The sequence below is a fragment of the Chryseobacterium sp. B21-037 genome (genome assembly GCF_028570785.1).
In the GTDB taxonomy this organism is placed as follows: Bacteria; Bacteroidota; Bacteroidia; order Flavobacteriales; family Weeksellaceae; genus Chryseobacterium; species Chryseobacterium proteolyticum.
Genome location: NZ_JALGCB010000001.1, coordinates 597382 through 622616, shown reverse-complemented (window position 1 = coordinate 622616; position 25235 = coordinate 597382). Strand labels below are relative to the sequence as shown.

Sequence of the window (25235 nt, the reverse complement as noted above, 5' to 3'; positions counted from 1 at the left end):
CTATAAAACTGTGACCTACCTATTCCTCAAAAACCTCTTCCTGAGTTAAATTAAACTTCCTTTTCAATCCTTGTAACAATCCACCATTAAACCCTACTACTATATTTAAAAAATCTACTACTTAAATAATAAACTGAATGCAAACATCTTTTTTTAAAATTGCGGCTGCCTCAGCTGCACTCTGTTTCAGTACGGTCGTTTTAGCCCAACAAAAATACACGGTTAGCGGAACGATCAAGGATAAAAAAAACGGAGAATTGTTGATTGGGGTTACCGTAAAAGTAGCTGAAGATCCTTCGATAAATGTGGTTGCCAATGAATATGGCTTCTACTCTTTATCGCTACCGGAAGGAAATTACACCATGATCATTTCATATCCGGGATACAGGGATTTTGAACAGAGCATCACGGTAGATAAGAATATCAAGCTGGACCTTCCGCTGAACCAGGAGGAAGAAGAGAGAACAGCAAAGATTGATGAAGTGATCATCTCCGGAGTAAAAAAAGATAAAAACCTTTCTACTGCCCAAATGGGTACCGAGACTTTAAGTATTAAAAATATTGAGAAGCTTCCGGTTTTATTCGGTGAAAAGGATGTTATGAAAACCATTCAGTTGTTGCCGGGGATCAAAAGTAATGGTGAAGGAAGCAGTGGATTCAGTGTTAGAGGTGGAGCTACTGATCAAAACTTAATTTTACTGGATGAAGCTCCTGTTTATAATGCTTCTCACCTGTTGGGCTTTTTCAGCACATTTAACAGTGATGCCTTAAAGGATGCCAGTATCATCAAAGGAAACAGCCCCGCACAATACGGTGGTCGCCTTTCTTCTGTCATGGACGTGAAAATGAAGGATGGAAATAATAAAGATTATAATATCAATGGAGGAATTGGTTTGATCAGCAGCAGATTAAGTGTGGAAGGTCCTATTCAAAAAGAAAAATCATCGTTTATAGTTTCCGGAAGAAGAACGTATGCGGATTTATTTCTAAAAGGAAGTGAAGATTTTAAGGACAGCAAGCTGTATTTCTATGATCTGAACTTAAAGGCCAATTATCAGATCAATGATAATAACCGACTGTATTTATCCGGATATTTTGGAAGAGACGTTTTGGGAATCGGGAAGACCTTTGCGACAGACTGGGGAAATACAACCGCTACTTTGCGATGGAACAGCATCATCAGCAGTAAATTATTCTCCAACACTTCCCTGATCTACAGCGACTATAATTATAAAGTAAGCCTGGAAAGTAATGATAATAAATTCGGACTGAACTCAGAGATCCAGGACTGGAACCTTAAACAGGATTTCACATGGTTTGCCGGAAATAAGCATTCGGTTCGTTTTGGCCTACAGTCCATTTACCATACCCTGACACCGAGCAGTGCCTCAGGAACAAGTGTCAGCAGCTTTCCAAGAAATCCACGGTATTCGTGGGAAAATGCCATTTATATAAACGATGATTTTAAAGCAACCGAAAAGCTGACCATTAATTATGGTGTGCGGCTCTCTACATTCAGTGTTTTAGGTGGAGATACATTTAATAGTTATGATAACGGTGTTCTTACGGACAGCAGATATCTTGAAAAAGGAAAATTCGGGAAAACGTATGTAAATCCGGAACCGCGTATTACAGCCAATTACAGGATCAATGAAGTGAGCAGTGTAAAAGGAGGATACTCCAGAAACACCCAGAATCTGCATCTTTTGAGCAATAGCAGCAGCGGAAACCCTACAGATCAGTGGATCGGAAGCAGCTATACGGTAAAGCCCGAAATTGCAGATCAGGTAAGCGTAGGCTACAGCAGAAATTTCAATAACAACAATTACGAGATTAATGCTGAGGTGTATTACAAATCAATGAAAAATCAGATCGACTTTAAAAACGGTGCGCAAATTACTTTTGATACTGCAGCAGATGTAGAAAGTGAGTTATTATTCGGAAAAGGAAGGGCTTATGGTCTGGAATTGATTGCAAAAAAGAAAAGCGGGAAATTAACAGGCTGGATCTCATATACATTGTCTAAAACAGAGAGAAAAATCAATGGGATTAATGATAACGAATGGTACAATGCAAGAATGGATAAAACCCACGACTTATCCGTTGTGGCCACCTATCAGCTAAACCCCAAATGGTCCTTTTCCGGATTATTTGTTTACAGCACCGGAAATGCGGTAACTTTTCCTACCGGAAAATATGAGCTGAACGGACAAACCGTTTTCCAGTACAGCAGCAGGAATGCGGATAGAATGCCTGCTTACCACAGGATGGACCTAAGTGCTACTTATGAGCCTAATTCCACTAAACGCTTCCATGGATCTTGGTCATTTGGTATTTATAATATATATGGTCGAGAAAACGCCTATACTATTACTTTTGAAGACAATCCAAATAATCCGGGAACTACGCGTGCTATGCAAACTTCATTATTCCGTTGGGTACCTAATATTACTTACAATTTCAAATTTTAAATCATGAAGAATATTTTTTTTATCATATTATCCTTGTTTTTATTGACCTCTTGTCAAAAAGAAATAGACCTTGATCTGGCTGATCAGAGTGGAAAGATCGTCATTGAAGGAAACATTACAGATCAACCTGGTCCTTATATTGTAAGAATAACAAAATCAGTAGCGGTTACAGAAAATAATTTGTATCCTGCTGTTACCAATGCACAGGTGATTGTAAGCGATAACATGGGACAAACCGAAACCCTGCAATATATCGGAGACGGAAAATATCAGACGACCAACTTCAGCGGAGTATCAGGAAGGACTTATACTTTAAAAATACAGGCTGAGGGACAACAATATACTGCTCAAAGCACTATGCCCGCAGCTGTAAGTTTTGATGGCCTTACTCAGGATTCCTTTGTATTCGGAGGAGAGACCACTTATACCCTTTTGCCTCTTTTCACGGATCCTGTAGCCTTGGGAAACCGTTATCTTTTTAGCTTTACTATCAACAGCAAGCCTAAAAAGACGCTTGAAGTATTTTCAGATAATATCAATAACGGATTACTGAATCAGCGCCCTTTGTTTCTTCCCAATGATGACGAAGACGGAAACAGCCACAAGGTTGTAGTTGGTGACACCATCCATGTCGAAATGCAATCTATTGATAATAATGTATTCACGTACTACAGTGCATTGCTTCAAATCATTGATGGAGGCGGCCCCGGTGGTGGAGTAACTCCATCCAATCCGCCGAGTAACATCAGCAATGGTGCTTTAGGTTATTTTTCTGCTCACACTCTGAGTAAAAGAAATGCTGTAATTCAATAATCTATAACGATTGAATCAAAAAAAAAGGCTATTCCGAAAATCCGGGATAGCCTTCAATATAATCAGTGTTAAATATGTTTTTATTTTTCTGCTGAACCGTTTTTATAAACCGGATTCCAGCACTTTTAATAATTCAGTCTGCTGAATAAGATCATTCTTACTGCTGATGAGATTATAATTGGCCTGGAGCCAACCGTTCCTTACAACGAAGAAGGTATAGGCATCCATTAAACCCTCTTTGTATTTTTCTTCCGATTTCTGAAATGACAGTTTCTGATTTTCAAAATTGAGATCCAGAAGATGGTATTTTTCCTGTGCATTCAGAAACTGGGCTTTTATGGAATTGATGGTTTGTGTGAGATTATTAATTACCAGTTCTTTGTCATAGTTGGAATTGATAGCATTCAGTTTTGCGATCTCAACATTTGTTTTTACCTGAAGTTTATTGAAAACGGGAATACTGAGGCCGAAACTAAGGGATTGATTCTTATTTTGTCCGAACTGATCAGAAAAACTAAGGGTCGACGCATTATCTTTTCCCAAAACCTTATTATAAAAAGTTGACCAGCTATAGGTTCCGTTCAAAGTTGGCCAATATCCGGCTCTTGCTACCTCTTCCTTTTTTTTCTGTGCATTGATCTCCGCCATCACCGACTGGTAAGCCGGATTCTTTTCTAAAAGCCTTTTTGTAAAGTCGGGATCCTGAAATTCACTTTCTGAAAGAGGATTCTCATTATCCATAACAAAATCTATCGAATCTTGTGTTACCGCCATAGCATTGAGAAGGTTAATCCTTGACAGGTCACGCTGGTTCTTGGCGGATACCCATTGCTCCTGTAAAGTTCCTAAATTGGCTTTTATATCATAGATATCGCTTTTGGGCCTGTTGCCAATCTCCACCTCCTTTTCAGTCCGTTTAATCTGCTCTTCAATGCCTGAGATCTGGGTTTCCAGCACTTCCAGCCAGCTTTTGCTGTTCTGATACGTGAAGAACATCTGTATAACATTCAGCTTTACTTCATTTTTAGCCTGCGCAAGCTTGTAGGTACTGGTTTCTTTATTCAATTTAGAAAGAGAGATATTCAGGAAATTTTTCCAGTTGAACAGTTCCCAATCCGCCCTTGCGTTGAATTGATCGTATTGTGTATTAAGAGCTTCACGCTGATTACTGGACTGGTTGATTGAAGATCCGAAACTATACGTGTGGTTTACCCCTGCTTCTATTGTTGGCAGGAGCATTCCTTTTGATCCGGTGATCAGCCTGTCATTCTTTTCTACGGCAACAGCGGCCTGTTTTATTGACGGATGATGCGTAGATGCATAATCCAGGCACTGTTGCAGGTTCCAGGTTTGCTGCCCCGGATACAGGCTGATAAAAAATATGAAAATGAAATTTTTCATGAGTTCGTTCTGATTTAAGTAGATTAAAAATATAGTATGATTGCGCTACTTATTCATATTTAAGGTACTTTACAAGATTGACTTTTGTAGCTTTGTACGCTTTTATACTTACCACGGCAAATGTCAATGCAAGCAATACACAGAAACTGACGATAAATGGCCATAACGGCATATCAATTCTGTAAGCAAAGTCTTTCAGCCATTCGTTCATCAGGTAGTAACATATAGGTACACTGATCAATACTGCAATTATGGCAATCCAAAGAAACTGTCTGGTCAGTCCGAAGACCAAAATACGGTCAGACGCACCTAAAGTTTTCCTGATCGCTACTTCTTTTAGCTTTTGTTCGATCATCAGGGAAGAGAGAGCAAAAAGCCCAAGCAGAGCCACCATAAGCACCATGGCATTGAGAATAGTAAATAAGGTCTGCTGTTTCTGATACTGTACAAAGGTTTTCGCAAATTTTTGATTTACAAAATAGTATTGGAACGGATATCCCGGCTCAGCTGAGTTTTCCCAGTATTTTTTTACCTTGTTTACTGTTCCTTCAATATCATCAGGTTTTACCTTTACCTGGATACTTTGCAGAGCATACCTGTTTGCGGCAGTTTCTTTGTAATGGAAAAATGCAATGGGCTCTACTTTAAATTTTAAACTTTTAAGATTAAAATCTTTAACGATCCCAACAATCCTATATTTTTTATTGTCATCGAATCCCGGATTTAAATTTCGCGCCAAAGCTTCCTCATCGGTCCAGCCAAACTTTTTAACAAATGCTTCATTTACGATCAGACTGTTAATTGTATCTGAGGCGAGATTAGGGTTTAGCCAGCGTCCTTTTAACAATTTCACTTCCATAAACTGCAGGTAGTTGTAATCCATGGAGCTGTAGTTTGTATTAATAGTCTCCTGCATATAATCGATATTAGCACTTTTCTTCCTGCTACTCCCCGCAACTGCATCTCCAAAGGAAACCGCTTCTACTCCATCAATTTTAGAAATTTCGGACTTCAGAAGCTCATACTTCAGCCACGGTTTAGGATCGTTTTCATTGAAGGTTATCAGCATGATTTGCTTTCCATTAAAACCAAGATCTTTGTTCATCATATATTTTACCTGACTGTTTACAATAAGCCCACCGATGATAAAAAACGAAGAGATCATCAACTGAAGGGTAAGAATTCCGTTTCTTAACCATATCCCGTGCTTACTTCGTGAAAAATTCCCTTTCAGTGTTTCAATAGCTTTAAAGCTGGAGAGATAAAAAGCAGGAATAAGTCCTGACAGCAAAGTAACCAAAAGTACCATGATCAGGGAATAAAGAAAGACATGCCAGTCATTCAGCTTTATTTCTTTATCAAAAAACTTATTAAAGCTCGGAAGCAGGAGTTCCGTAAGGACCAGAGAAATAAAATAGGATACCATGCAAATTATAAAAGTCTCTAAAAGAAATTGTCTCATCAGTGAAGACCTTGTTCCTCCGATTGCCTTTCTCACTCCTACTTCTTTGCCTCTTTGAGATGCTTCTGCTGTTTTTAGGTTAATAAAATTAATAGCAGATAAAACAACGATCAGTACAGATAAAATAAACAAGATCAGCACAGTTTTAAAATCTCCTGCAGCCAGCGGGGAAGATTTCGCATGGAGTTTTATCTTATCAAGTGGAGTCAGTAAAACGGTGTTGGGGCCATATTTTTCGAGAAATTGCTGGGTACTGATTCCAGAATCTTTTGCGTCTACCGCTGCCCTTACTTCAATGATGTCTCTTTTAAATTTCTCACTGAAAACCGACGGATCCACTCCCTTTTTTAACATGAAGAAACATGCATAACGATAGTCATTCCAGTGGTCACGGTCACTTCTGAACTGTTCCACAGGATTAATGATAAACTCCGGTTTTATCTGCGTATTTCCTTCCGGAAGTTCGTATACCGCGGTAACGATATAGTCTTTATTTTCAATCTTTACAGATTCCCCCGCAACATTTGTCTTTCCGAACAGCCTGATAGCCGTCTGTTTGGAAATAGCAATAGAGGTTTCTGTTTTTAAAGCATCTTTTGCTCCTCCTGAAATAATCTTAAAAGGAAAAAAATGAAAGAAGCTTTCAGATGCCAGAAGACCGTCCTGCTGAAATGCTGTATGGTATTTTGTAGTCATTTTATTACCGATTCCGGTACCAAAGAAAAGAACGTAATCCTGAACTTCGGGAATTTTCTTAAGGGCATTGAATGCCATAGGATAAGAAATACTGCTACGGTAAGAGTTCTCTGCCTTAGAATAGGTTTGAAAGGCATAGATATCATCTTTTTTAGGATTCCATTTTTCATAGGATTCCTCATCATTCCAATGCATCAGGATCAGCATAAATCCTGTAAGCCCTATCGTAAGTCCAAATATATTGATAATGGTGGACAGCGCATTTTTTTTATAATTGACGAAAGCAATTTTAAGCCAGTTCTTGAACATAATTCTGTTGTTATTAATAATGAATGGTACAGATCATTTCCATGATCTTCATGGGTACACTGAAGGATTTTGATTTATCCGAATTCTTTAGCATCCGCCTTAGCGAATACATCTTTTCTCTGAGAAGCATGTTCCTCATTAAAAATCTCTCCGTCTTTCATGGTGATGATTCGGGAAGCGTATCCGGCATCATAGGAAGAGTGTGTTACCATAACAATGGTAGAGCCTTCTCTGTGAAGTTCTGCCAACAGATTCATCACTTCGTTTCCATTAGAACTGTCCAGATTCCCCGTAGGCTCATCGGCAAGGATCAGTTTGGGCTTAGTGACAAGAGCCCTGGCTACGGCTGCTCTTTGCTGCTGCCCTCCCGAAAGCTGTTGGGGATAATGTTTGGCCCGGTGGCTGATATTTATCTTTTCCATAATTTCTTCCACCTTCTTTTTTCTTTCTGAGGAGGAAACCCCATTATAGATCAAGGGCAGTTCAATATTTTCATAGACGGTAAGCTCATCTATCAGATTAAAATTCTGAAAAATGAAACCTATATTCTTTTTACGGACATCCGATTTACCTTTTTCGCTAAGTCCCACCATTTCCACTCCTGAAAACTGATAGGAACCGGCTGAAGCAGAATCCAGAAGTCCGAGAATATTGAGAAAAGTAGATTTTCCACAGCCTGAAGGTCCCATTACAGCAAGGAATTCTCCTTCTTTAATGCCCAGGCTTACCTTATTTAATGCATGGGTCTGAACATCTTCTGATATATAAATTTTTGAAAGGTTATGAATATTGATCATGATAATTTGATATTTAATTGTATTATGTATTGTTGATAAATCCCTGATATCAGGTTCATTAGAGAAGCTTTTACCTAAATTGCTGAATCGGCTTCATCTCTGTAACAATATGAATTAAAAGTATTCATATTTTTACTTTTTTATGGTGAGTATCTCATATTTTTTAAGATCCGCATAATCTGATATGATTACCGTTTCTCCTTCATGAAGCCCCGATTTCACTTCATAATATAAAGGGTTTTCCCTACCCAGGCTTACGTTTCTCCGTTCGGCTTTATTTCCTTTAACCACAAACACCCATTTCCCATTGGTATCTTTATAAAAATTCCCTTTTGGAATCATGGTACTCTGTGTATCTGCCGAAAGTTTTAGTTTTACTCCGAATGTCATCCCTATTTTGAGGTTTTCAGGCTTTTTGTCCGTGAAATTAAGCTCTGCTGAAAACTGCCCGTCTTTTACTTCAGGAAGTATTTTGGTAATCACCACCTCATCTTCCTGTCCGTTATTATCCAGAACTCCCTTAATTCCGTTTTGCAGTTTGTTGATGTAATATTCATCTACTTTAGCTACCAGCTTATAGCCGTCCATCAGATCTATTTTTCCAATGCTTTGGCCATTCGTAAGGTTCTCACCTACCGATATTGTGAAAGATGAAAGTCTTCCGGAAGCCGGAGCCATGATCAGGAAATTATTTTTGTTAGAATGTAGGATTTGTAAGCTTTTATCCATCTGGTTTATCGATGTATTAATTGCCGACATTTGAGCGCTTCTGGAATTTTTTTCACTGGAATAGCCTTTTTCTACAATTGATTTCCTTTGTTTCTGGTACGTAAGATTCTGCACACTGATGTCATAATCTGTTTTCTTCCCGATCTCTGCATCATAGAGACGTTTTTGAAGGTTAAAATTCTGTAGGGCTGTATTATAATCATTCTGTGCCTGCAGCAATTCCTTATCCTGGGCCAGCTCCTGATTTTTCAGTTCCAGAAGTGTACTCCTCATCTGGCTGATCTGCTGCATGATCCCTGTTTCCTGATTCATATAGCTGAATTCGGTATTCGGATTGTAGACTCTTGCTATCGGCTGACCTTTTGTGACCATCTGACCGTCTTCAGCAAATATTTCCTTAACCGCTCCTCCTTCCAGAACATTTACAAATGAAGATTTAAGCGATTGTGTCTGTGCATTCACCATCAGCATATCTTCAAATTTCCCTCTCGTAACCTTATCGGTCTGGATATCTTCTGCCGAAACATTATACGTCTTTTTCTGGCTGCTGAAATACATCCCGGAAAGCGACAAAACAGCTATAGCTCCCAATCCCCCTAAAACAAATTTTAATTTCGATTTCTTTTTTACTATTTTCGTATCCATAATAAAGATAACTCTTTTTGTTACAGTAAATTACACAACACAGATGCCAGAAAATTATACTTTTATAAGTGTCTGATAATCTGAAATAATATTAATAAGAGGAGTTGATCAGGTGTTCATTATCGGACACTTTTTGTCCGATAATGAACATTTTTAATAGAAAAAGAATGAGTTTTAATACAATCAACAAATACCGATATGCGAAAAAAAGAAGCGCACATTCTCATTGTAGATGACGACGAAGACATTTTGTTTTCTGCAAGAGTCTGGCTTAAAAAATTTTTCACAGAGGTCAGCTGTCTTAGTAAGCCCGTACAGATCATGAAATTCATGACTGAAAACCAGGTTGATACAGTAGTACTGGATATGAACTTCAGAAAAGGTTTTGAAAGCGGCCAGGATGGTTTGTACTGGATGAAGGAGATCAAAACACTTGAACCTCAGCTTCCCATTATTCTTATGACCGCTTACGGCGAAGTAGAACTTGCGGTTGAAGCTTTAAAAAACGGTGCGTCGGATTTCATCCTGAAGCCGTGGAATAATGAAAAGCTCTATGCCTCTGTGAATCTCGCTGTAGATATTTCCAGAAAAAATAAAAAGCTGAGTCAGTGGGAAAATATAAATCAGAAAAACCATCAGTATCAGCTTTATAGTCATTCTCCGAAAATGCAGGAAGTCTTAGAACAAATCGAAAAAGTAGCCCCTACGGATGCCAATGTTCTGCTTCTGGGAGAAAACGGGACGGGAAAATATGTCCTTGCCGAGTCTATTCATGAACAATCGGAGAGAAAAAATCAGCCTTTTGTGCATATTGATCTTGGAAGTATTTCCGAAAGCCTTTTTGAATCAGAATTATTCGGTTATAAAAAAGGAGCATTTACTGATGCCCACCAGGATTACGCCGGAAAAATAGAAAATGCACAAAATGGAACAGTTTTTCTTGACGAGATCGGAAATCTACCTCTACAGTTGCAGACAAAATTATTAAGCCTTATTCAGAACCGGAAATTGTCGAGATTAGGTGAAACCAAGGAACGCTTACTGGATGTCCGTTTTATTTTTGCCACTAATGAAAACCTTAAAAAAGCGGTAGCTGAAAATCGCTTTCGCCAGGATCTTTACTACCGTATCAATACCGTGGAAATTCATATCCCTGCTTTAAGGGAAAGACAGGAAGATATAGGTCTTCTGGCTCAGTATTTTCTGGACCGCTATAAACAGAAATACCATAAACCGAACCTGGAACTTACGGAAGGTTTAATGCTTACCCTTATCAATTATTCCTGGCCGGGAAATATCCGGGAGCTGGATCATTGTCTTGAAAGAAGTGTTATCCTGTCCACCGATCATCATCTCCAATTGCTGATGCCTCAGCCGGAGGAGCAAGAGCAAACCATTATCAATCTTAATATCGAGGAAATGGAAGAAGTACTGATCAAAAAGGCATTGAAAAAACATACCGGGAATATTTCTCTGGCAGCCGAAGATTTAGGTCTTTCCCGGGCTGCACTTTACAGGAGAATGGAGAAATTTGGGATATGAGTGGTAGATGGTAGAAATTAGAGGTTAGAAAGTAGATTTTAGACAATGTATTAAAATTATGAATAAATATAAATATTGGTGGTTGCTTTACCACTTTCTGGCAATCATGAGCGGAATTGCTACCTATCATTTTTTTTTACAGGAAAAATGGTTTAATGCGAGTCTTTTTGCCGGAATAATGGTGCTCTTTGTTATTTTGATCAACCAATCGCAGATTGCTTTAGCTTCAAAAACAGAGAAGATTATATCTTCTATCAGAAAAAAAGATTTTTCATTATTTCCCAAAGAGGAAGGAACAGCGCTTTTGGATAGCAGCATCCGTTTGTACTACCAGAGCAAAGAAGAACAATTTTCCCTATCGTCTTATAAGCTTCTGTACGAAAGTATTCTGGACCAGATGGAAACAGGACTCATGATCCTTTCCGAGGAAAATAAAAACTGGGAAGTATTTTATGTGAATGAAGCTTTTCTTACAAGCCTCCAGGTTCCAAGATACAACAACTGGAGCCTGTATGCATCTAAAGCTCCTGAATTTTTTAAAATTATTGAGGATACAGGATACAGCAATTCTCAGGAATTTTTTGATATTTCTATTCGTGGAAATTCCAAGCAGTCCTTTTCATTAAGAACAAAACAGGTAAAAAATCCGCAACACCGTTTTTACATCATCACCCTGGAATCCGTTCAGAAGATCATAGAACAAAAAGAGAAACTCGCATGGAATAACCTGATGAAGGTGATTTCACACGAACTCCTCAATACACTGACCCCCGTAAACAGCCTGATCCAAAGCCTGGAATACATCAGTAATCAGGAAACCGTAGATAAAGAAGACCAGCAGGAAATGAAAGAAAGCCTGATGATCATTAATTCCAAATCAAAACAGTTGCTAAGCTTTGTTGATGATTACCGCCAGGTTGCAGAATTACCCAAACCCGTTCTGGCTTCTGTTTCCCTGAAAAAAATAGTAGAATCTGCATTAAATTTCCTGAAACCGGAATTTGAAAAGCAAAATATTTCAATCGTCCGCGAAATTGAAGATTTTAGGGTTCTGGCGGATGAGAAAATGATAGAACGCAGTCTTATCAATTTGTATCTCAATGCGATATTTGCCGTTTCTGAAAAACCAAATAAAATCATCACAACCACTGTCCGATCTCAAAATAACCGCATCATTATCGCTATTACCGACAACGGATCGGGCATTACTCCTGAAATTAAAGACAAGATCTTCCTTCCTTTCTTTACAACCAGAGCCAGTGGTTCCGGAATCGGGCTCACACTTACCAAAAGTATAATGGAAGCGCATGGAGGGTATCTCAATTACCAGGCACTGAATGAGGGCAGCAGTTTTGAATTATGGTTTTTAGTATAACTGCTTTTCAATTGTAATTGGAAAACCTAAAATACTCTGCTTTATTCAACCAGGCTTATCTGCTCAAAGATTTGCCTTTTGGACTTTTCAAATATCTCTCCGCCGAACTCTTCATTGTCCAGAGAAAAAAGGGTTATATCTTTTACTCCCATAATCCCGAATATAAACTCCAGATACGTGGTCTGAAAATTCATATGAGCATTTTTCTCTCCTGCTCCATAGCCTGTATCTCCCCTGCTGGACAGTATAAATATCTTTTTATTTTCAAGTAAGCCTACATAATCCCCATCAGGAACTCCTGATCGGAATTTCCAGGTTTTATTGAATCTCATCACCTGGTCGATATAGGCTTTCAAACCACTGGGAAGCGACCAATTATACATTGGTGTGGCAATGACATAAATATCATGTTCTTTCAGTTCATCCACCAGTTTATCACTCAGCTCCAAGGCTTTATAATCTGCTTCTGTCCTGTCTGCAGGCTTGGTAAACGCCCCGGCAATCCAGGATTCATCAATTCCGGGAATCACCTCTGTTCCTACTTCCCTGTAGGTAAATATATCCTGAGGATATTTTGATGTCCAGTTGTCTGCAAAAAGCTTTGACAGTTTTCGGCTGTGTGATCTTTCATTTCTTACGCTTGCGTTGATGATCAATACTTTTTTCATATGCTTCGTTATTATAATGAAGCAAAATTCCAGATTATAAAAGAGAGAAAAATTGACCTAGTTCAAGAGGATTTATTTTTTTTTCGCAGTCTGCTAATAAATTCTGCCGACACTCCCAGATAGGAAGCAATCAGATACTGCGGAACCCTGGAAGCGATATCAGGATATCTTTCAAGAAAATCAAAATACCTGTATTCTGCATCATATACATTATGGTAGATCAGTCTCTTTTGCAGGACTCCCAGGTAACTTTCAAGGATAAGCCGGAAATAACGCTCAAGTTGTGGAATAGCCCGCAACAGATTTTGAAATGAATGGTAATTGATCTGTAAGACCTTGGTTTTTTCAAGAGCCTGGATATTGTAAATAGAAGTTTTCTGTTTAGAAAAGCTATCGATATCACTGGCCCACCAATCGTCAATAGAGAAATAAAGAATTTCTTCATTACCATTCTCGGAATTGATATAAAATGCTTTCAGGAGACCTGAAACCACATAATTATCATACCGGCAGACATCCCCGTTTCTCAAAAGATAATCTCCCTTTTCCAAAATTTTCTCTGTCCAGAAACTCTCAAAAATTTCAGTCTCTTCCTCTGTTAAAGTAACATATCTGGAAATATTTTTCAGTAAAGGGTTTTCCTTCATAAGCGATCTTTAATGAGATGATCAACAAATGTACAGAATATTCCAATCTATTCATGGTTTATAAAAGATCAGGTAATGAGTTAATACATGAGCACTCTCCATTTCATTTATCCCAGGAAAAAAATTACCGCGAATTGTGCTATCATCCCTGTAAGTTCTTCATTGATTGCGTACCTTTAGTATTCTATTTTTGTGGCAATAAAATCCTTTTACAATGAGAATAGTAACAATAGAGGAACACGTGTCCTTTCCTGAAATGTCCCACTTTCTTCCTGAAGGTATAACGGATAAAAAGCAGCCATCGGGTCCGGCAATGAGGCTGATGCCTATGTTGTCGGATATTTCCGGACAACGATTGGAATCGATGGATCAATCGGGTATATCCATGCAGGTCCTTTCTGTAGAAAATACCGATGTCAATTTACTGGATCAGTCATCTGCTCCTGCATTTGCTTCGCAGTATAATGATTTGCTGGCGGAGAGAATAAAAGATCATCCTGACAGGTTTGCGGCATTTGCCCATCTTCCGATGGTGGCTCCCTCTGCTGCGGCTGATGAGCTTGAACGCACCGTAAAGACTTATGGTTTCCGCGGTGCTATGATCCGCGGACTTACCTGTGGAGAATTCCTGGACGCTCCTAAATTTGCACCTGTTTTTGAAAGAGCTGAAAAGTTAGGAGTCCCCCTATATATACACCCCGGAATCCCACCAAAACCTGTCATGGATGCTTACTACAGCAATATAGGCACAACCTCCGGTTCTTTTGATGCTCTTGCCTGCTGGGGATGGGGATGGCACTCAGAAACAGCTATTCATGTACTGCGACTTCTGATAGCCGGAGTTTTTGATGATTATCCCAAACTGAAAATAATCATAGGACATATGGGCGAAATGTTGCCGATCATGTGGGACAGGTCCAATAAGGCTTTTCAGCCGGGTAATGGAGGCCGTAATCAAAGAACAATGGCTGATACATTCAGAGAGCAGCTTTATATAACAACGAGTGGTTTCTTCACCCAACCTCCTTTGCAAATAGCATTGGATACGATAGGCATAGATCATATTATTCTATCGGTAGATTATCCTTTTAGTGATAATCAGATGGGTATTGATTTCTTACACGGCATAAATCTTCCAGCTGAACAGATCGCAAAGATTGCCCATGGAAATGCAGACCGCATCCTGGGACTTTAATAATTGATTACATTCTCTATGCAAAATATTCCCATCCATCAATTACAGGAAAAAACTGATCATAGCTTTTTAATTTCACGATTTGGCCCTGAGCAGATCAGTCGGAAGCATTCCAGAGATCTTGGGGCGCACCGTGACGATCATTATATATTTTTTATGATGCTGAAAGGCTCCGGATCCACAATTGTAGACTTTGAAAATAAAATTATCCGTGAAAAACAGCTGTACTACATTTTACCGGAACAGGTTCATTACCGGATTCAGTCGAGAAAAGCTGAAGGATGGTATATCGCTGTAGATCCTTCATTGGTGGACCCATCATGCCGGAATACTTTTGAAAGCTGGCTGGGCTTTCAGGAACCTATTGATCTTCGTCCGGAAGATGCGGAAGATATGGATCAGCTATTGAGTATTTTACATAGAAAAACAGATCATTCTTCCGGGGATAAACTCAATTTAAATATAGCTTACTCATTACTGCGTTCCTTTTTTGAAATGGCAGCAGATGTTGTTCGTATCCGGGAGAATTCTGATGCCAATTCAAGAACCGCTGAACTGTCCTTTCAATTCAAAAATCTTCTTAACAAACATATCAGGAAATATAAAAGTCCTTCTGATTACGCAAAAATGCTCCATATTTCAGAGTCATACCTGAATGAATGCCTGAAAAAATATACGGGTTCCCCTGTTTCATTCTGGATCAGGTACAATATAATTCTTGAAGCTAAACGGCTTTTATACTTCAGTGACCTCAATGTAAAACAGATTGCAAATGACCTGGGTTTCGAAGATCATTCCTATTTTTCACGCTTTTTCTCTAAAGAAACGGGAATGACAGCCCTTAATTTCCGTAAAAAATTCAGAGATTAATTTTTCTACTGACATACTCTTGTCACAACCTGAGCTTACTTTTGTTCCAGGATATTATTAAATTCAACAAACATGAAATTAACATCATTAAGAATTATCACAAAGGACATTAAGCAATCCGTGCAGTTTTATGAGAATGCAATGGGACTGACAGCTCAATGGTATACAGAAGATTTTGCAGAGCTCTCTACAAGTTCTATCACTTTAGCTATAGGAAGCACACGCACCATGACGCTCTTCAGTGAAAACCTCACAGCATCTACCGGAAGCAAAAGCAGCATCATAGAATTTATTGTCGACAATGTAGACGATGAATATGAGAGAATTAAAGGAATTACAAGCGAAATTGTCCAGGAGCCCACCACCATGCCGTGGGGTAACCGGTCACTTTTATTCTGTGATCCGGACGGAAATCTGATCAATTTTTTCACACCTGTTTCTCCGGAAGCAATTAAAAAGTTCAGCTAAAAATTTATATTGAATCATCATATCCTTCATTTTCTAACTAACAGCAAACTCCTGCTTCTTCGAAGCAGGAGTTTTTTATTGATCCGATGTGTAAATTCAGTACGGCTTACTTAATCAGCCACATGGTCTCATTAATATTATCACCAGCCGGATACTGCTTGGTGATGGCATTGTTAAGATTGGTATTGTTATTATTGATTTCAGAAGAAGGATACATCCATCTTTTAGGAATCTTGCCGTTGTTCAGAATTCCGGGACCATCAGTATTGAAGTGAGGAAAACCTGTTCTTCTCTGATCATAGAATATTTGCCATCCCGTATTAAAAAACAAGGCCGTATGCTTCTGATCCATGATCTGTTCGATCTCTTTTCCAGGCTGCAGATTAATGGTTGGCTGAGCCAGATAAGCTGCTACATCTGTAGGACTTATTTTATAGAAAGTCATGGATGCATTAATGGCATTCAGGTAGTATGTATTTGCGTTTGCATTGATCCAGCCTCTTACGGCCGCTTCGGCTAAAACAAATTGGAGTTCAGCATATCCCATTAATAAAGAAGGCTCATTGATCGGATCATTAAAATATCTCGGATTAATTCTTGATGCCAGACCATTAGATGCTTTGGTAGAATTCTGCCCCAGATCCCCACTTCCATATAATCCGTCATAAAAGCTAAACGGATCTGAAGGACTTGTCCCAACTGTACTTGTTTTCTTTTCAGCCATTTTAAATAACCTTGGATCTTTGGAAGTCCTGAGTTTATCTACAAAACTTTGCTCCATATAATAGGCCGTCTGCAGATCATTACTATTAAAAAACGGATACCGGTTATTTACAAGATTATAAAACGGTAATGCACCACTGTCATTGCTGGATTCCATCACAGGATTTTGGGCCGGATTATTGATAATATTGGCAAAAGTCTGTTTTACATTCAGATCCGGATCATCCGCTTTTTTAGAAAGATCCATTAAGATCCTTAATCTGTAGGAATTGATTAGTTTTCTCCACTTAAGCAAATCTCCATTATAGATAATGTCCCCACGGATTGGAGTATTCAGATTGGAAAGCTCGGTATTGGCTAATGCCAGTTCATTAAGGACGTTTTTATAAATGCTTTTCTGGTCATCATATTTCGGATAAAAATTAGCCGTGTTTATCGCCTCACTATAAGGAATATCACCAAATGTCTCGGTTAAGGAGATAAAATAATAGGATTTAAAGAAGCGGGCCAGTGCAATATATTCCTTTCCTCCTTTTTTATTGGCTTCCTCCACCATCTTTTCCACCTGCTTGATGTTGTCATAAACACCAAATGATCCTCTTTGCCAGTTGTAATACTGCTGCGCATTAACTCCGTTGATATAGGTAAGTTGTCTAGATGCAAGAGCTGCTTCCGCCTTAATCGTACTGAATGCATTCACTTCGATTCCCGGAAGGATGTTTTCCGCATCTACACTTTTAGGGCGGTTGGGATCATCATGGAAATCATCTACCCTGCAGCCCGTAAGTCCTATTAAAGCAGTCAGCAACACTATATATATTTTAGCTACTTTCATTTCTATCGTATTTTTATCATTAGAATTTTACATTGAGATTAACTCCAAAACTTCTTGTTGCAGGAGTCTGAAGCTGGTCGACACCAGAATCGGGATCTACATTTTTAATCTTTGAAGCCAGCCAAAGGTTTCTACCGATTAACGAAACACTCGCTGATGATACTCCTAATTTTTCAGCAAAAGATTTTTCAAAATTATAAGTAACCGTGATCTCTCTCAATTTGATAAAGGTTTGCTTATAATAATGGTAATTGCTTTCAAAAGCATTGCTGGTACTCTGCATATAAGCATTGTAGTTTACAGCAACATCATTGGGAACAAAAACGCGGGTATCGGATTTTATATTACCATTCTGGTCGTACGTTATAGAGCCGCTTACCACTCTTACACCCGGTGCTATGTAAGTATTGTTTCCGGCATTGGCATCATCCCTATACTGATTAACTGTTCCCGGGGCAATCCCTCCCCACCACATTTTCTGATTGGTAGTGGAATACATGGTTCCTCCAAGTCGGCCATCAAATAATAAGGAAAGTGAGAAGTTCTTGTAACTGAAATTATTGGATAAACCATAAGTCCAGTCCGGATCAGAATATCCCATATTGCTTTCAAAGGGTGCTGTGGAATTCACGGGATATCCGTTTTGAAGGACCAATTGCCCGTCCGGTGAAGTTTCATAAGGCATGGCAGTCAGTTTATCAGCTCTCTCTCCTACCCGAATGAAATTGTTCCTTCCGTTGGCAGCATTATAGATTGTTGTATAATCTTTACCGCCATAAGCTTCTTTTAAATACTTCCGGTAGTGGCTCAAATTCAGCTGTGTACTCCATCTGAAATCCGATTTCTTAATGACATCCGCATTCAGGGTAAACTCTACCCCTTTTCTTTGAAATACATTTCCGTTGGTTAGGTACGTTTTATATCCTACTCCCTCAGACAGAGGAATACTCGCCAGATTATTATAATCCCGGGTTTGGTAATAAGCAACGTCTAAATTAATTCTGTTTTTTAGAAATGAAATGTTCGTTCCTATCTCCCAGGAGTTTGATGTTTCAGGCTTTATATTACTGTCGATCAATACATCCCCGAAAACAAATGTTGATTGTCCGTTCCAGCTGATATCACTTTTTTCAAATGCAGAGATATAACCATACGTATCGTTAGCCAGCTTACCGTTGGAAACCTGCGCCAATGATCCGCGAAGTTTGGCAAAACTGATCCAATCCGGAAGCGTTACCAGTTGGTTAAGTAATACTGATCCGGAAACAGACGGATAGAAATACCCGTTATTTCCTTTCGGAAGTGTGGATACTTTGTCATATCGGGCAGTCATATTCAGGAAAAATGCTTTGTAAATTTCCATATCTACGTACCCGTATACACTGTTGATCTGTTCAAATTCTTTCCGGTTTCCTGCTTTTGGAGCAAATAGTGGTCCTATACTGTTAAAAAGATTATACCATCCCGGGCTTACCAATCCATCAGTACGGATCTCACTATTTTTCTGTTCCCTGTAAAAATTAGACACATATCCTTCACCGGTTAATGAGAAGTTTTCTGAAAAGCGGTTCTGGTATTTAAGTCCCAGTTCTGAAGTAATATCAAAATAATTTCCGTTAATCTGCGTATAGTTTCCTAATGACTTATTTCCATACCCTATATAGCTTTTAGGCTCTCTATATTCGCGGTTCAGGGCATACACATTTGTCCCCACTCGGGCTTTAGCTGATAATTTGGGAATGATCTGGTATTCTAGGTTTACATTTCCCATTACATTATCCTTATAGTAAGGTCTCAGGTATTCATACGCCTGAAAATAAGGATTGTTGTAGTAAGAAACATTGTAATGTCTTTGCTGGTATCCTTCTTTTCCGGCTACCCAGTAATTTCTCAGGTCTCTTACATCTACATCGGCACCGGTCCATAATACCAGATTATAAAGATAGTTCGTAGGTCCGTATCCTACTTCCGGGAAGTTGGAGGTATATTCTTTATTATAGGTTAAAGTAGAATTAATCGTAAGCTTTTCAATAGGATTTACGGATCCTGCCAGACTGATTGACGTAGTTTTCAGATCGGTATTCGGAACGATTCCCTTCTGATAAATATTAGAAAGGGAAAGTCTGAAAGTTGCTTTTTCACTTCCCCAGTCCACACTCAGGTTATTGGACTGGATAACGCCGGTATCAAAGAAATTTTTAATATTATTCTTTCCACGGGAAATCCATGGTAAGGGTATCGGTTTTCCGGTTGCAGGATCAATCGGACTATTGTATTGCGGAGTTTCATAATATCCACTGGGTGTTGTAGGATCTTTCTGGTCTAGCTTAGGACCCCAGATCCATCCGCCACCTTCACTTCCGGAACCACTTCCGTCTATATAGGCATATTTCCCGTTATTTCCTCCCCCGTATGTTGTCTGCACTTTAGGAATACGGATAAAAGAAGTCTGAAACATGGTGGAATTATTAAATGAAATACTCATTCTTCCTTTCTTTCCTTTCTTGGTAGTGATCATAATCGCTCCGTCCTTTCCCACTGATCCGTACAAAGCAGAAGCTGTAGGTCCTTTCAATACACTGATATTATCGATATCATCCGCATTGATCCTCCACAAATCAGCGGTCCTGTCTGGAACACCGTCAATAACAATAAGCGGCTTGGCACCCCTCAGGCTGATTCCCGGATCTTGAAAAAGATCCGTACTGTTCTTAACATTCAATCCGGCTACCCTTCCGGAAAGGGAATTGATGAAATTCGGTTCCTTTGCTTTTTCAAACACATCGCCTTTCACCTCCTGTACTGCATATCCCAACGTTTTTTTGTCTTTTTTGATCCCAAGTGCTGTAATAACAACCTCATCGATCTTTTTCTCATGGGTCTTTATGGTATCGGCGCCATCTATTTTCTGTACGTTCTGGCCATAGACTTCCAGGCCTGTGACTAAGCCCAGGCCGATTAAAAGATGTAATTTCATAAGTAGATTCCTTATTTATTTTGTTGAGTGATCCACGTATTCAGAAAGCCTTCTTTGGTTTTCAGAACAATCTTGTAGATATTGGAATGATCGAGTTTTTGTTTTGATATAAACTTACCGCTGCTCAGATCTGCCTGTCCCAACAACTGGTAATAGTCTTTACCACCGGTTTTGAAATTATTGGTAGTGGTCACATACACCTCCGCAGATTCCTTCGTGGGTGTTACTACTTTCCACGTTACTTCCAATGTTCTGTCAGATAACAAAGAGGCATTCAGCTGGCTTACTGCTCTGTTTTTGATCAAATCGATTCCGTCTATTTCCTGTTGAACATTCTCAGGTACTTTTATACTGAGAAAATCTGTCATCGTAGGGAGGATATCTGTAATGGCAACACGATTATTTTTGGCATATGCGTTAATATTGGGTTTATTGATTGCAATCCAGGTATCCCGTTCTCTATCACTTTGCCCGCCATGCCCTTTTCCGTTACTGGCAGATCTTCCATGATCCGTTGTAACGATGAATAACCAATCCTCTCCATGCTTTGCCTCACGCTCTTTTACGACATCATATATTTTTCCGATCAGCCTGTCCTCGAAGGAGATTGCCTTATACAAAATATCTCCATCTCCGTGGCGATGTCCCATATCATCAGAAAATTCCAGGTATACCCAAGACAAATCAGGGGCATTTTCTTTAATATAGCTTGCTGCTTTTCCTGCCACCAGGCTATCGATCTTACGGATATATCCGCTTTGTTTGTCGTGCGGAAATTTCAATGTATCCTTTTCCAACCCATCATAAGAAAAATCCATTTTTATTTTTCCTGTAGCCGCCAGACCTTCACCGATCAGTTTCGTGCGGTTGTCTTCCCAGGTTGAAAATACAGCTGTCTTTTTGCCGGGATACTGATCTTTAAAAAGCCTGAAAATGGTTGGATAGCTATAATTAGGATCTTTAATATCGTTATCAAAAACATGATGCTTATTCACCCAGGTTCCTGTCAGCAAACTATTGTATCCTACTGCTGAAATCGTTGGTGTTTCACTATACCCTCCTTTTTCTCCTCCTACATACGCTTTCAGCAGTGCACCGTCTTTTTTGATCTTTTTAAGATTGGGAATTTCAGACTTGTCCAGCATATCTTCAGCGATACCATCTACAATAATAAAAACTACTTTTTTTTGTGGCGAATGTTTCTGTGCTTGCCCGCTAATACCGGTGAAAGAAAGAAGAATAAAAAGGGAAGTTTTGAAAAGGTTCATGCTACATTTTTTATTGGGGCAAAATTCTATAAAAAATACAGACTATCTTTTAACAAACCGTTAACAAGTTTAAATAATATATTAACTTTCATTAAAATCTTTTATATTAACAACAGTACTTTGAAAAAATCTATTAAAAATGTTTTTAAAAGCTCTACATAAATTATGGGACTATAAAATGGTTAAAATCTAGATACTTTGATTAATTTCTTATATTTGGATTCTTAAAAAACTGAAATACACCTTTATTAAATTGAATTTAAAATCATATTTAGAACTTAAAATAATTTATGTTGATGAAGAACTGATCGAACTCAAAATTAAAGGGTCAGGCACCTATTTTTCAGGATCAACAGATGTATATGCAAATATTGAATCAATCAATCTATTTGCTGAACAGTTAACTGATTTCCCAAAAAATGAAAAATCAATTTCTTTCGAATTAGGTGTTAAAGATTCAAAGTATTCTTATTTTTCAATAAACCTTTATCCAGCCCATTCACTTTCTCATATTGGAATACAAATAAAAATGGCAACAGAAGCGGAACTCCGAATAAAAGCTCAATCTAAAATCCAGTTTGAAATACTGGCAGAGCCCAATGCAATTGATGAATTTCGGAAAGCTCTCAATCAGATTACAATTAAAAAATCAGGAGCTGCTATATTGTATGGGATGGATAATAGACTATCGTAATTCATTTACATTCTTTCTTCAAAACTATTATTATAGATATAAAAAATACCGCCTCATGGAGGCAGTATAAATATTGTTTATCTATTTTTGCAATTGATTTATTTCCCAGATTTTAATCTTTTATTTTCTTCTTTTAAAGCTTCGATCTGCTCTTTAAGAAGATTGATGTATTCCTGTTGGTTTTCTAAGATATACTCAGGAATATTATAATATTGATTAAAATTATTATTTGCTGACTGATCGTTAAAAACAAGGTTATCATTGTTTACGACACGGGCGGATCTTTCTTCTTTAATTTCGTCTACAGGAACTTCTAACGCTTTCGCTAATTTCTCCCACTCATCCTCAAATATTTTGACATCTCCACTTTCCTTCCGTGAATAGTTGGAAACATCCGTTGATAAGATTTTTGACATGTACTCTTGAGTGTACCCTCTCTGCTTTCTTAGACTTCTTAGCTTTTCCATAGTGGTTTGTTGTGCTTTGTACAAATATAGAGAAAAATAGGCTTTTAGGACACAAATCCCGAGGAAAGTTAATAATTAATAAGAATTTTTCACTAAAATATTCAATTTGCATTTTAATAGCTAAATTTCTGTATTTTTTTTCTATCTATGTCTTTCAATTTTAAAATATGAGTTTTAAATTAATAGCTATACGACCATTACCTACTGAACATAATATTTTTCAGAAAAATTTAAAAACAAATCACTTTTATAAGTTTAGTAATATTTATGATTTCGCAATTGAAAATCCTCCCAATCTAAAAATAACAAAAAATAAAAACACATCATTAGACCTTTATAGTGAATATATTAAACATAAAAATGGTGATATCAAAAAATTAAATTTTAATATCTCGGCAATTGTTGGTAAAAATGGAAGTGGGAAAAGTAGTTTAATAGAATTATTATACGTTACTTTCTATAAAATTTCAAGGATAACTAATATTATTAAACTCACAAAACAAGACAGTGAGGATAGCTTTCTATATGACGATAATAAACTTGCAAGTCAACTCGAACTTTTAGCAAAAACACTTAGAAAAGATGAAGATGTGATTCAATATGTTGACAATATTGAAAAAGAACTTAATTTTCAATATAGAAATATAAGAGAAATAATCAATCAGAAATTAACTATCAAACTTGACGAAAAAGTCTATGACAAAAACACAGAAAATATAAATATTGAAATTTTTTATGAATTAGATAATAATCTTCTTTCTCTGCAATTGAACGGAGATAAATGTATACTAATTATCTATTCGTCAGAAAATGAATCTATTACTATATCTGAAAAAATTGAAATCAAGGACGAAAATGATTTCAAAAAAATTTCAAAAAGTATTTTTTATAATCTCGTAATAAATTACTCATTATACGGTTTAAATTCAGAAGAGTCTGGACTATGGATGGAGAAACTTTTCCATAAAAATGACTCGTATCAAACTCCAATTGTATTAAATCCTTATAGAGACAAGGGAAATATTGATATAAATACTGAAAATTATTTGGTCCGCTCAAGACTATTAGCTATAATTTTGGCGAAAGATGTTAATAATAAAAGAATTGCACAAGGAAAGGAAATTGAACGCATTAAATTAAGTTTTGTTGAAAAAAAACTGCCTGATACGCCAATATATTGGAAGAAGTTTAGCGAACAATTTTTTCCAAAACTTTACACTTATTTTTTTTCTCATCCTACTCCAAATTTGGATGAAATTAATTATTCTTCTTTTTTACTAAAAACAGGTGATATCTACAAAAAGACTCTTGAATATATTCTAAAAAAAATCACAAATATTGTAGAAAGATATCCTACTTTCAAAAAATATATTAGCATAGAGGATAAGGAATTCATAAATCACGAGCTTGAAAATGAACTCATTAAAGATCTTTTTCAAGATAGAAGCCATATTTCTTTAAAAGTTAAACAAGCCTTAAATTTTTATCATCATCAAAATTATTTAGATGATCAAATCTTACAGAATGAAAAAGTATTTAGTATAAAAGATTTAGAAGGAAAAATTAACTCATATTTTGAATCAAAAGATTTTGTGGATTTAATAGAATACATTCCTCCATCATTTTTTAAAATCGAACTTTATTTTGATCAGGAAAATGAAAATAATAATTTTTCTAATCTAAGTTCAGGTGAGAAACAAAAAATTTATAGTTTAAACTCTATAGTTTATCATATAAGAAATCTTTTATCAGTAAATAAAAATCATAAAGAAGATGAACTAATTATTTATAAGAATTTCAATATTATTTTAGATGAAATAGAATTATATTATCATCCAGAGTTACAAAGAACTTTCATAAAAGATCTATTAGATTATATTCGGAAAATTGATTTTGAAGATCGATACTTTGATTGTATTCCAAATATCAATATTGTCTTTATTACCCACTCTCCTTTCATTCTTTCAGATATTTCCAAGGAAAATATTCTATTTTTAACCTTAGATAAATCTAAGAAAGCAATTTCTAAACAAGAGGCAAAACAAACATTTGCGGCAAACACTCATGAGATGTTAACCAGTGGCTTTTTCATGGAACATACAAAAGGAAATTTCGCACTGAATAAAATAAAAAAATAGTTAAGTTTCATCGAATACTTGATAATGTAAAAAATAATGAAGGCA

The 25235-nt window shown here is 37.3% G+C and carries 19 protein-coding genes; 9 read left to right on the top strand and 10 right to left on the bottom strand.

The features are described 5' to 3' along the window. Window positions 1–137: 137 nt before the first annotated feature. On the top strand, window positions 138–2471 hold the full coding sequence (locus MTQ00_RS02800) for a TonB-dependent receptor (protein ID WP_273647651.1): 2334 nt from the start codon (window positions 138–140) through the stop codon (window positions 2469–2471). A 3-nt stretch (window positions 2472–2474) separates the two neighbouring features. Then, window positions 2475–3284 (top strand): DUF4249 domain-containing protein, encoded by an 810-nt coding sequence (locus MTQ00_RS02795; protein WP_273647650.1) that lies wholly within the window; start codon window positions 2475–2477, stop codon window positions 3282–3284. Window positions 3285–3386: 102 nt separating this feature from the next. Here MTQ00_RS02795 and MTQ00_RS02790 read toward each other — a convergent pair whose 3' ends face one another. From MTQ00_RS02790 to MTQ00_RS02775, 4 genes are all read right to left on the bottom strand, one after another. Beyond that, on the bottom strand, window positions 3387–4685 hold the full coding sequence (locus MTQ00_RS02790) for a TolC family protein (protein ID WP_172278031.1): 1299 nt from the start codon (window positions 4683–4685) through the stop codon (window positions 3387–3389). A 49-nt stretch (window positions 4686–4734) separates the two neighbouring features. Further along, window positions 4735–7152 (bottom strand): ABC transporter permease, encoded by a 2418-nt coding sequence (locus tag MTQ00_RS02785; protein ID WP_273647649.1) that lies wholly within the window; start codon window positions 7150–7152, stop codon window positions 4735–4737. A gap of 74 nt (window positions 7153–7226) precedes the next feature. Further along, window positions 7227–7949, bottom strand: a complete 723-nt coding sequence (locus tag MTQ00_RS02780) for an ABC transporter ATP-binding protein (protein ID WP_273647648.1) — start codon at window positions 7947–7949, stop codon at window positions 7227–7229. 132 nt (window positions 7950–8081) lie between these two features. Further along, complete coding sequence (locus tag MTQ00_RS02775; protein WP_273647647.1) at window positions 8082–9323, bottom strand: efflux RND transporter periplasmic adaptor subunit; 1242 nt, start codon at window positions 9321–9323, stop codon at window positions 8082–8084. A 198-nt stretch (window positions 9324–9521) separates the two neighbouring features. Between MTQ00_RS02775 and MTQ00_RS02770 the strand changes: the two genes are divergently transcribed. Together MTQ00_RS02770 and MTQ00_RS02765 are read left to right on the top strand one after the other, a co-directional pair. After that, window positions 9522–10865 carry a sigma-54-dependent transcriptional regulator gene (locus tag MTQ00_RS02770; RefSeq protein ID WP_273647646.1) on the top strand — a complete coding sequence of 448 codons (1344 nt, stop codon included), beginning with the start codon at window positions 9522–9524 and terminating at the stop codon, window positions 10863–10865. Between the two features lie 58 nt (window positions 10866–10923). Next, entirely contained in the window at window positions 10924–12240 is a 1317-nt protein-coding gene (locus tag MTQ00_RS02765; RefSeq protein WP_273647645.1) for a sensor histidine kinase, read from the top strand. A gap of 41 nt (window positions 12241–12281) precedes the next feature. Here MTQ00_RS02765 and MTQ00_RS02760 read toward each other — a convergent pair whose 3' ends face one another. After that, window positions 12282–12908 (bottom strand): FMN-dependent NADH-azoreductase, encoded by a 627-nt coding sequence (locus MTQ00_RS02760; RefSeq protein WP_273647644.1) that lies wholly within the window; start codon window positions 12906–12908, stop codon window positions 12282–12284. A 62-nt stretch (window positions 12909–12970) separates the two neighbouring features. Beyond that, window positions 12971–13555: a Crp/Fnr family transcriptional regulator gene (locus tag MTQ00_RS02755; protein ID WP_273647643.1), complete on the bottom strand. Its 585-nt coding sequence runs from the start codon at window positions 13553–13555 to the stop codon at window positions 12971–12973. 214 nt (window positions 13556–13769) lie between these two features. On the opposite strand from MTQ00_RS02755, the gene MTQ00_RS02750 reads away from it, so the two are divergent. From MTQ00_RS02750 to MTQ00_RS02740, 3 genes are all read left to right on the top strand, one after another. Beyond that, window positions 13770–14750, top strand: coding sequence for an amidohydrolase family protein (locus MTQ00_RS02750; RefSeq protein ID WP_273647642.1), 981 nt, complete (start codon window positions 13770–13772; stop codon window positions 14748–14750). A gap of 18 nt (window positions 14751–14768) precedes the next feature. Next, window positions 14769–15620, top strand: coding sequence for a helix-turn-helix domain-containing protein (locus MTQ00_RS02745; RefSeq protein WP_273647641.1), 852 nt, complete (start codon window positions 14769–14771; stop codon window positions 15618–15620). Between the two features lie 72 nt (window positions 15621–15692). Continuing rightward, on the top strand, window positions 15693–16088 hold the full coding sequence (locus MTQ00_RS02740) for a VOC family protein (RefSeq protein WP_172278012.1): 396 nt from the start codon (window positions 15693–15695) through the stop codon (window positions 16086–16088). 106 nt (window positions 16089–16194) lie between these two features. Here MTQ00_RS02740 and MTQ00_RS02735 read toward each other — a convergent pair whose 3' ends face one another. From MTQ00_RS02735 to MTQ00_RS02725, 3 genes are read right to left on the bottom strand one after another with little or no spacing between them, the layout of a single operon-like run. Further along, window positions 16195–17646 (bottom strand): SusD/RagB family nutrient-binding outer membrane lipoprotein, encoded by a 1452-nt coding sequence (locus MTQ00_RS02735; RefSeq protein ID WP_273647640.1) that lies wholly within the window; start codon window positions 17644–17646, stop codon window positions 16195–16197. A gap of 19 nt (window positions 17647–17665) precedes the next feature. Beyond that, a complete protein-coding gene (locus MTQ00_RS02730; RefSeq protein ID WP_273647639.1) occupies window positions 17666–20623 on the bottom strand; it encodes a SusC/RagA family TonB-linked outer membrane protein in 2958 nt (985 codons plus the stop codon). An 11-nt stretch (window positions 20624–20634) separates the two neighbouring features. Then, window positions 20635–21891 carry an alkaline phosphatase family protein gene (locus MTQ00_RS02725; RefSeq protein ID WP_273647638.1) on the bottom strand — a complete coding sequence of 419 codons (1257 nt, stop codon included), beginning with the start codon at window positions 21889–21891 and terminating at the stop codon, window positions 20635–20637. A 253-nt stretch (window positions 21892–22144) separates the two neighbouring features. On the opposite strand from MTQ00_RS02725, the gene MTQ00_RS02720 reads away from it, so the two are divergent. Continuing rightward, window positions 22145–22585 (top strand): hypothetical protein, encoded by a 441-nt coding sequence (locus MTQ00_RS02720; protein WP_273647637.1) that lies wholly within the window; start codon window positions 22145–22147, stop codon window positions 22583–22585. 98 nt (window positions 22586–22683) lie between these two features. Here MTQ00_RS02720 and MTQ00_RS02715 read toward each other — a convergent pair whose 3' ends face one another. Beyond that, on the bottom strand, window positions 22684–23052 hold the full coding sequence (locus tag MTQ00_RS02715) for a helix-turn-helix domain-containing protein (RefSeq protein ID WP_273647636.1): 369 nt from the start codon (window positions 23050–23052) through the stop codon (window positions 22684–22686). Between the two features lie 167 nt (window positions 23053–23219). Here MTQ00_RS02715 and MTQ00_RS02710 point away from each other — a divergent pair, with 167 nt between their 5' ends. Further along, window positions 23220–25190, top strand: a complete 1971-nt coding sequence (locus MTQ00_RS02710) for a hypothetical protein (RefSeq protein WP_273647635.1) — start codon at window positions 23220–23222, stop codon at window positions 25188–25190. Window positions 25191–25235 lie beyond the last annotated feature (45 nt).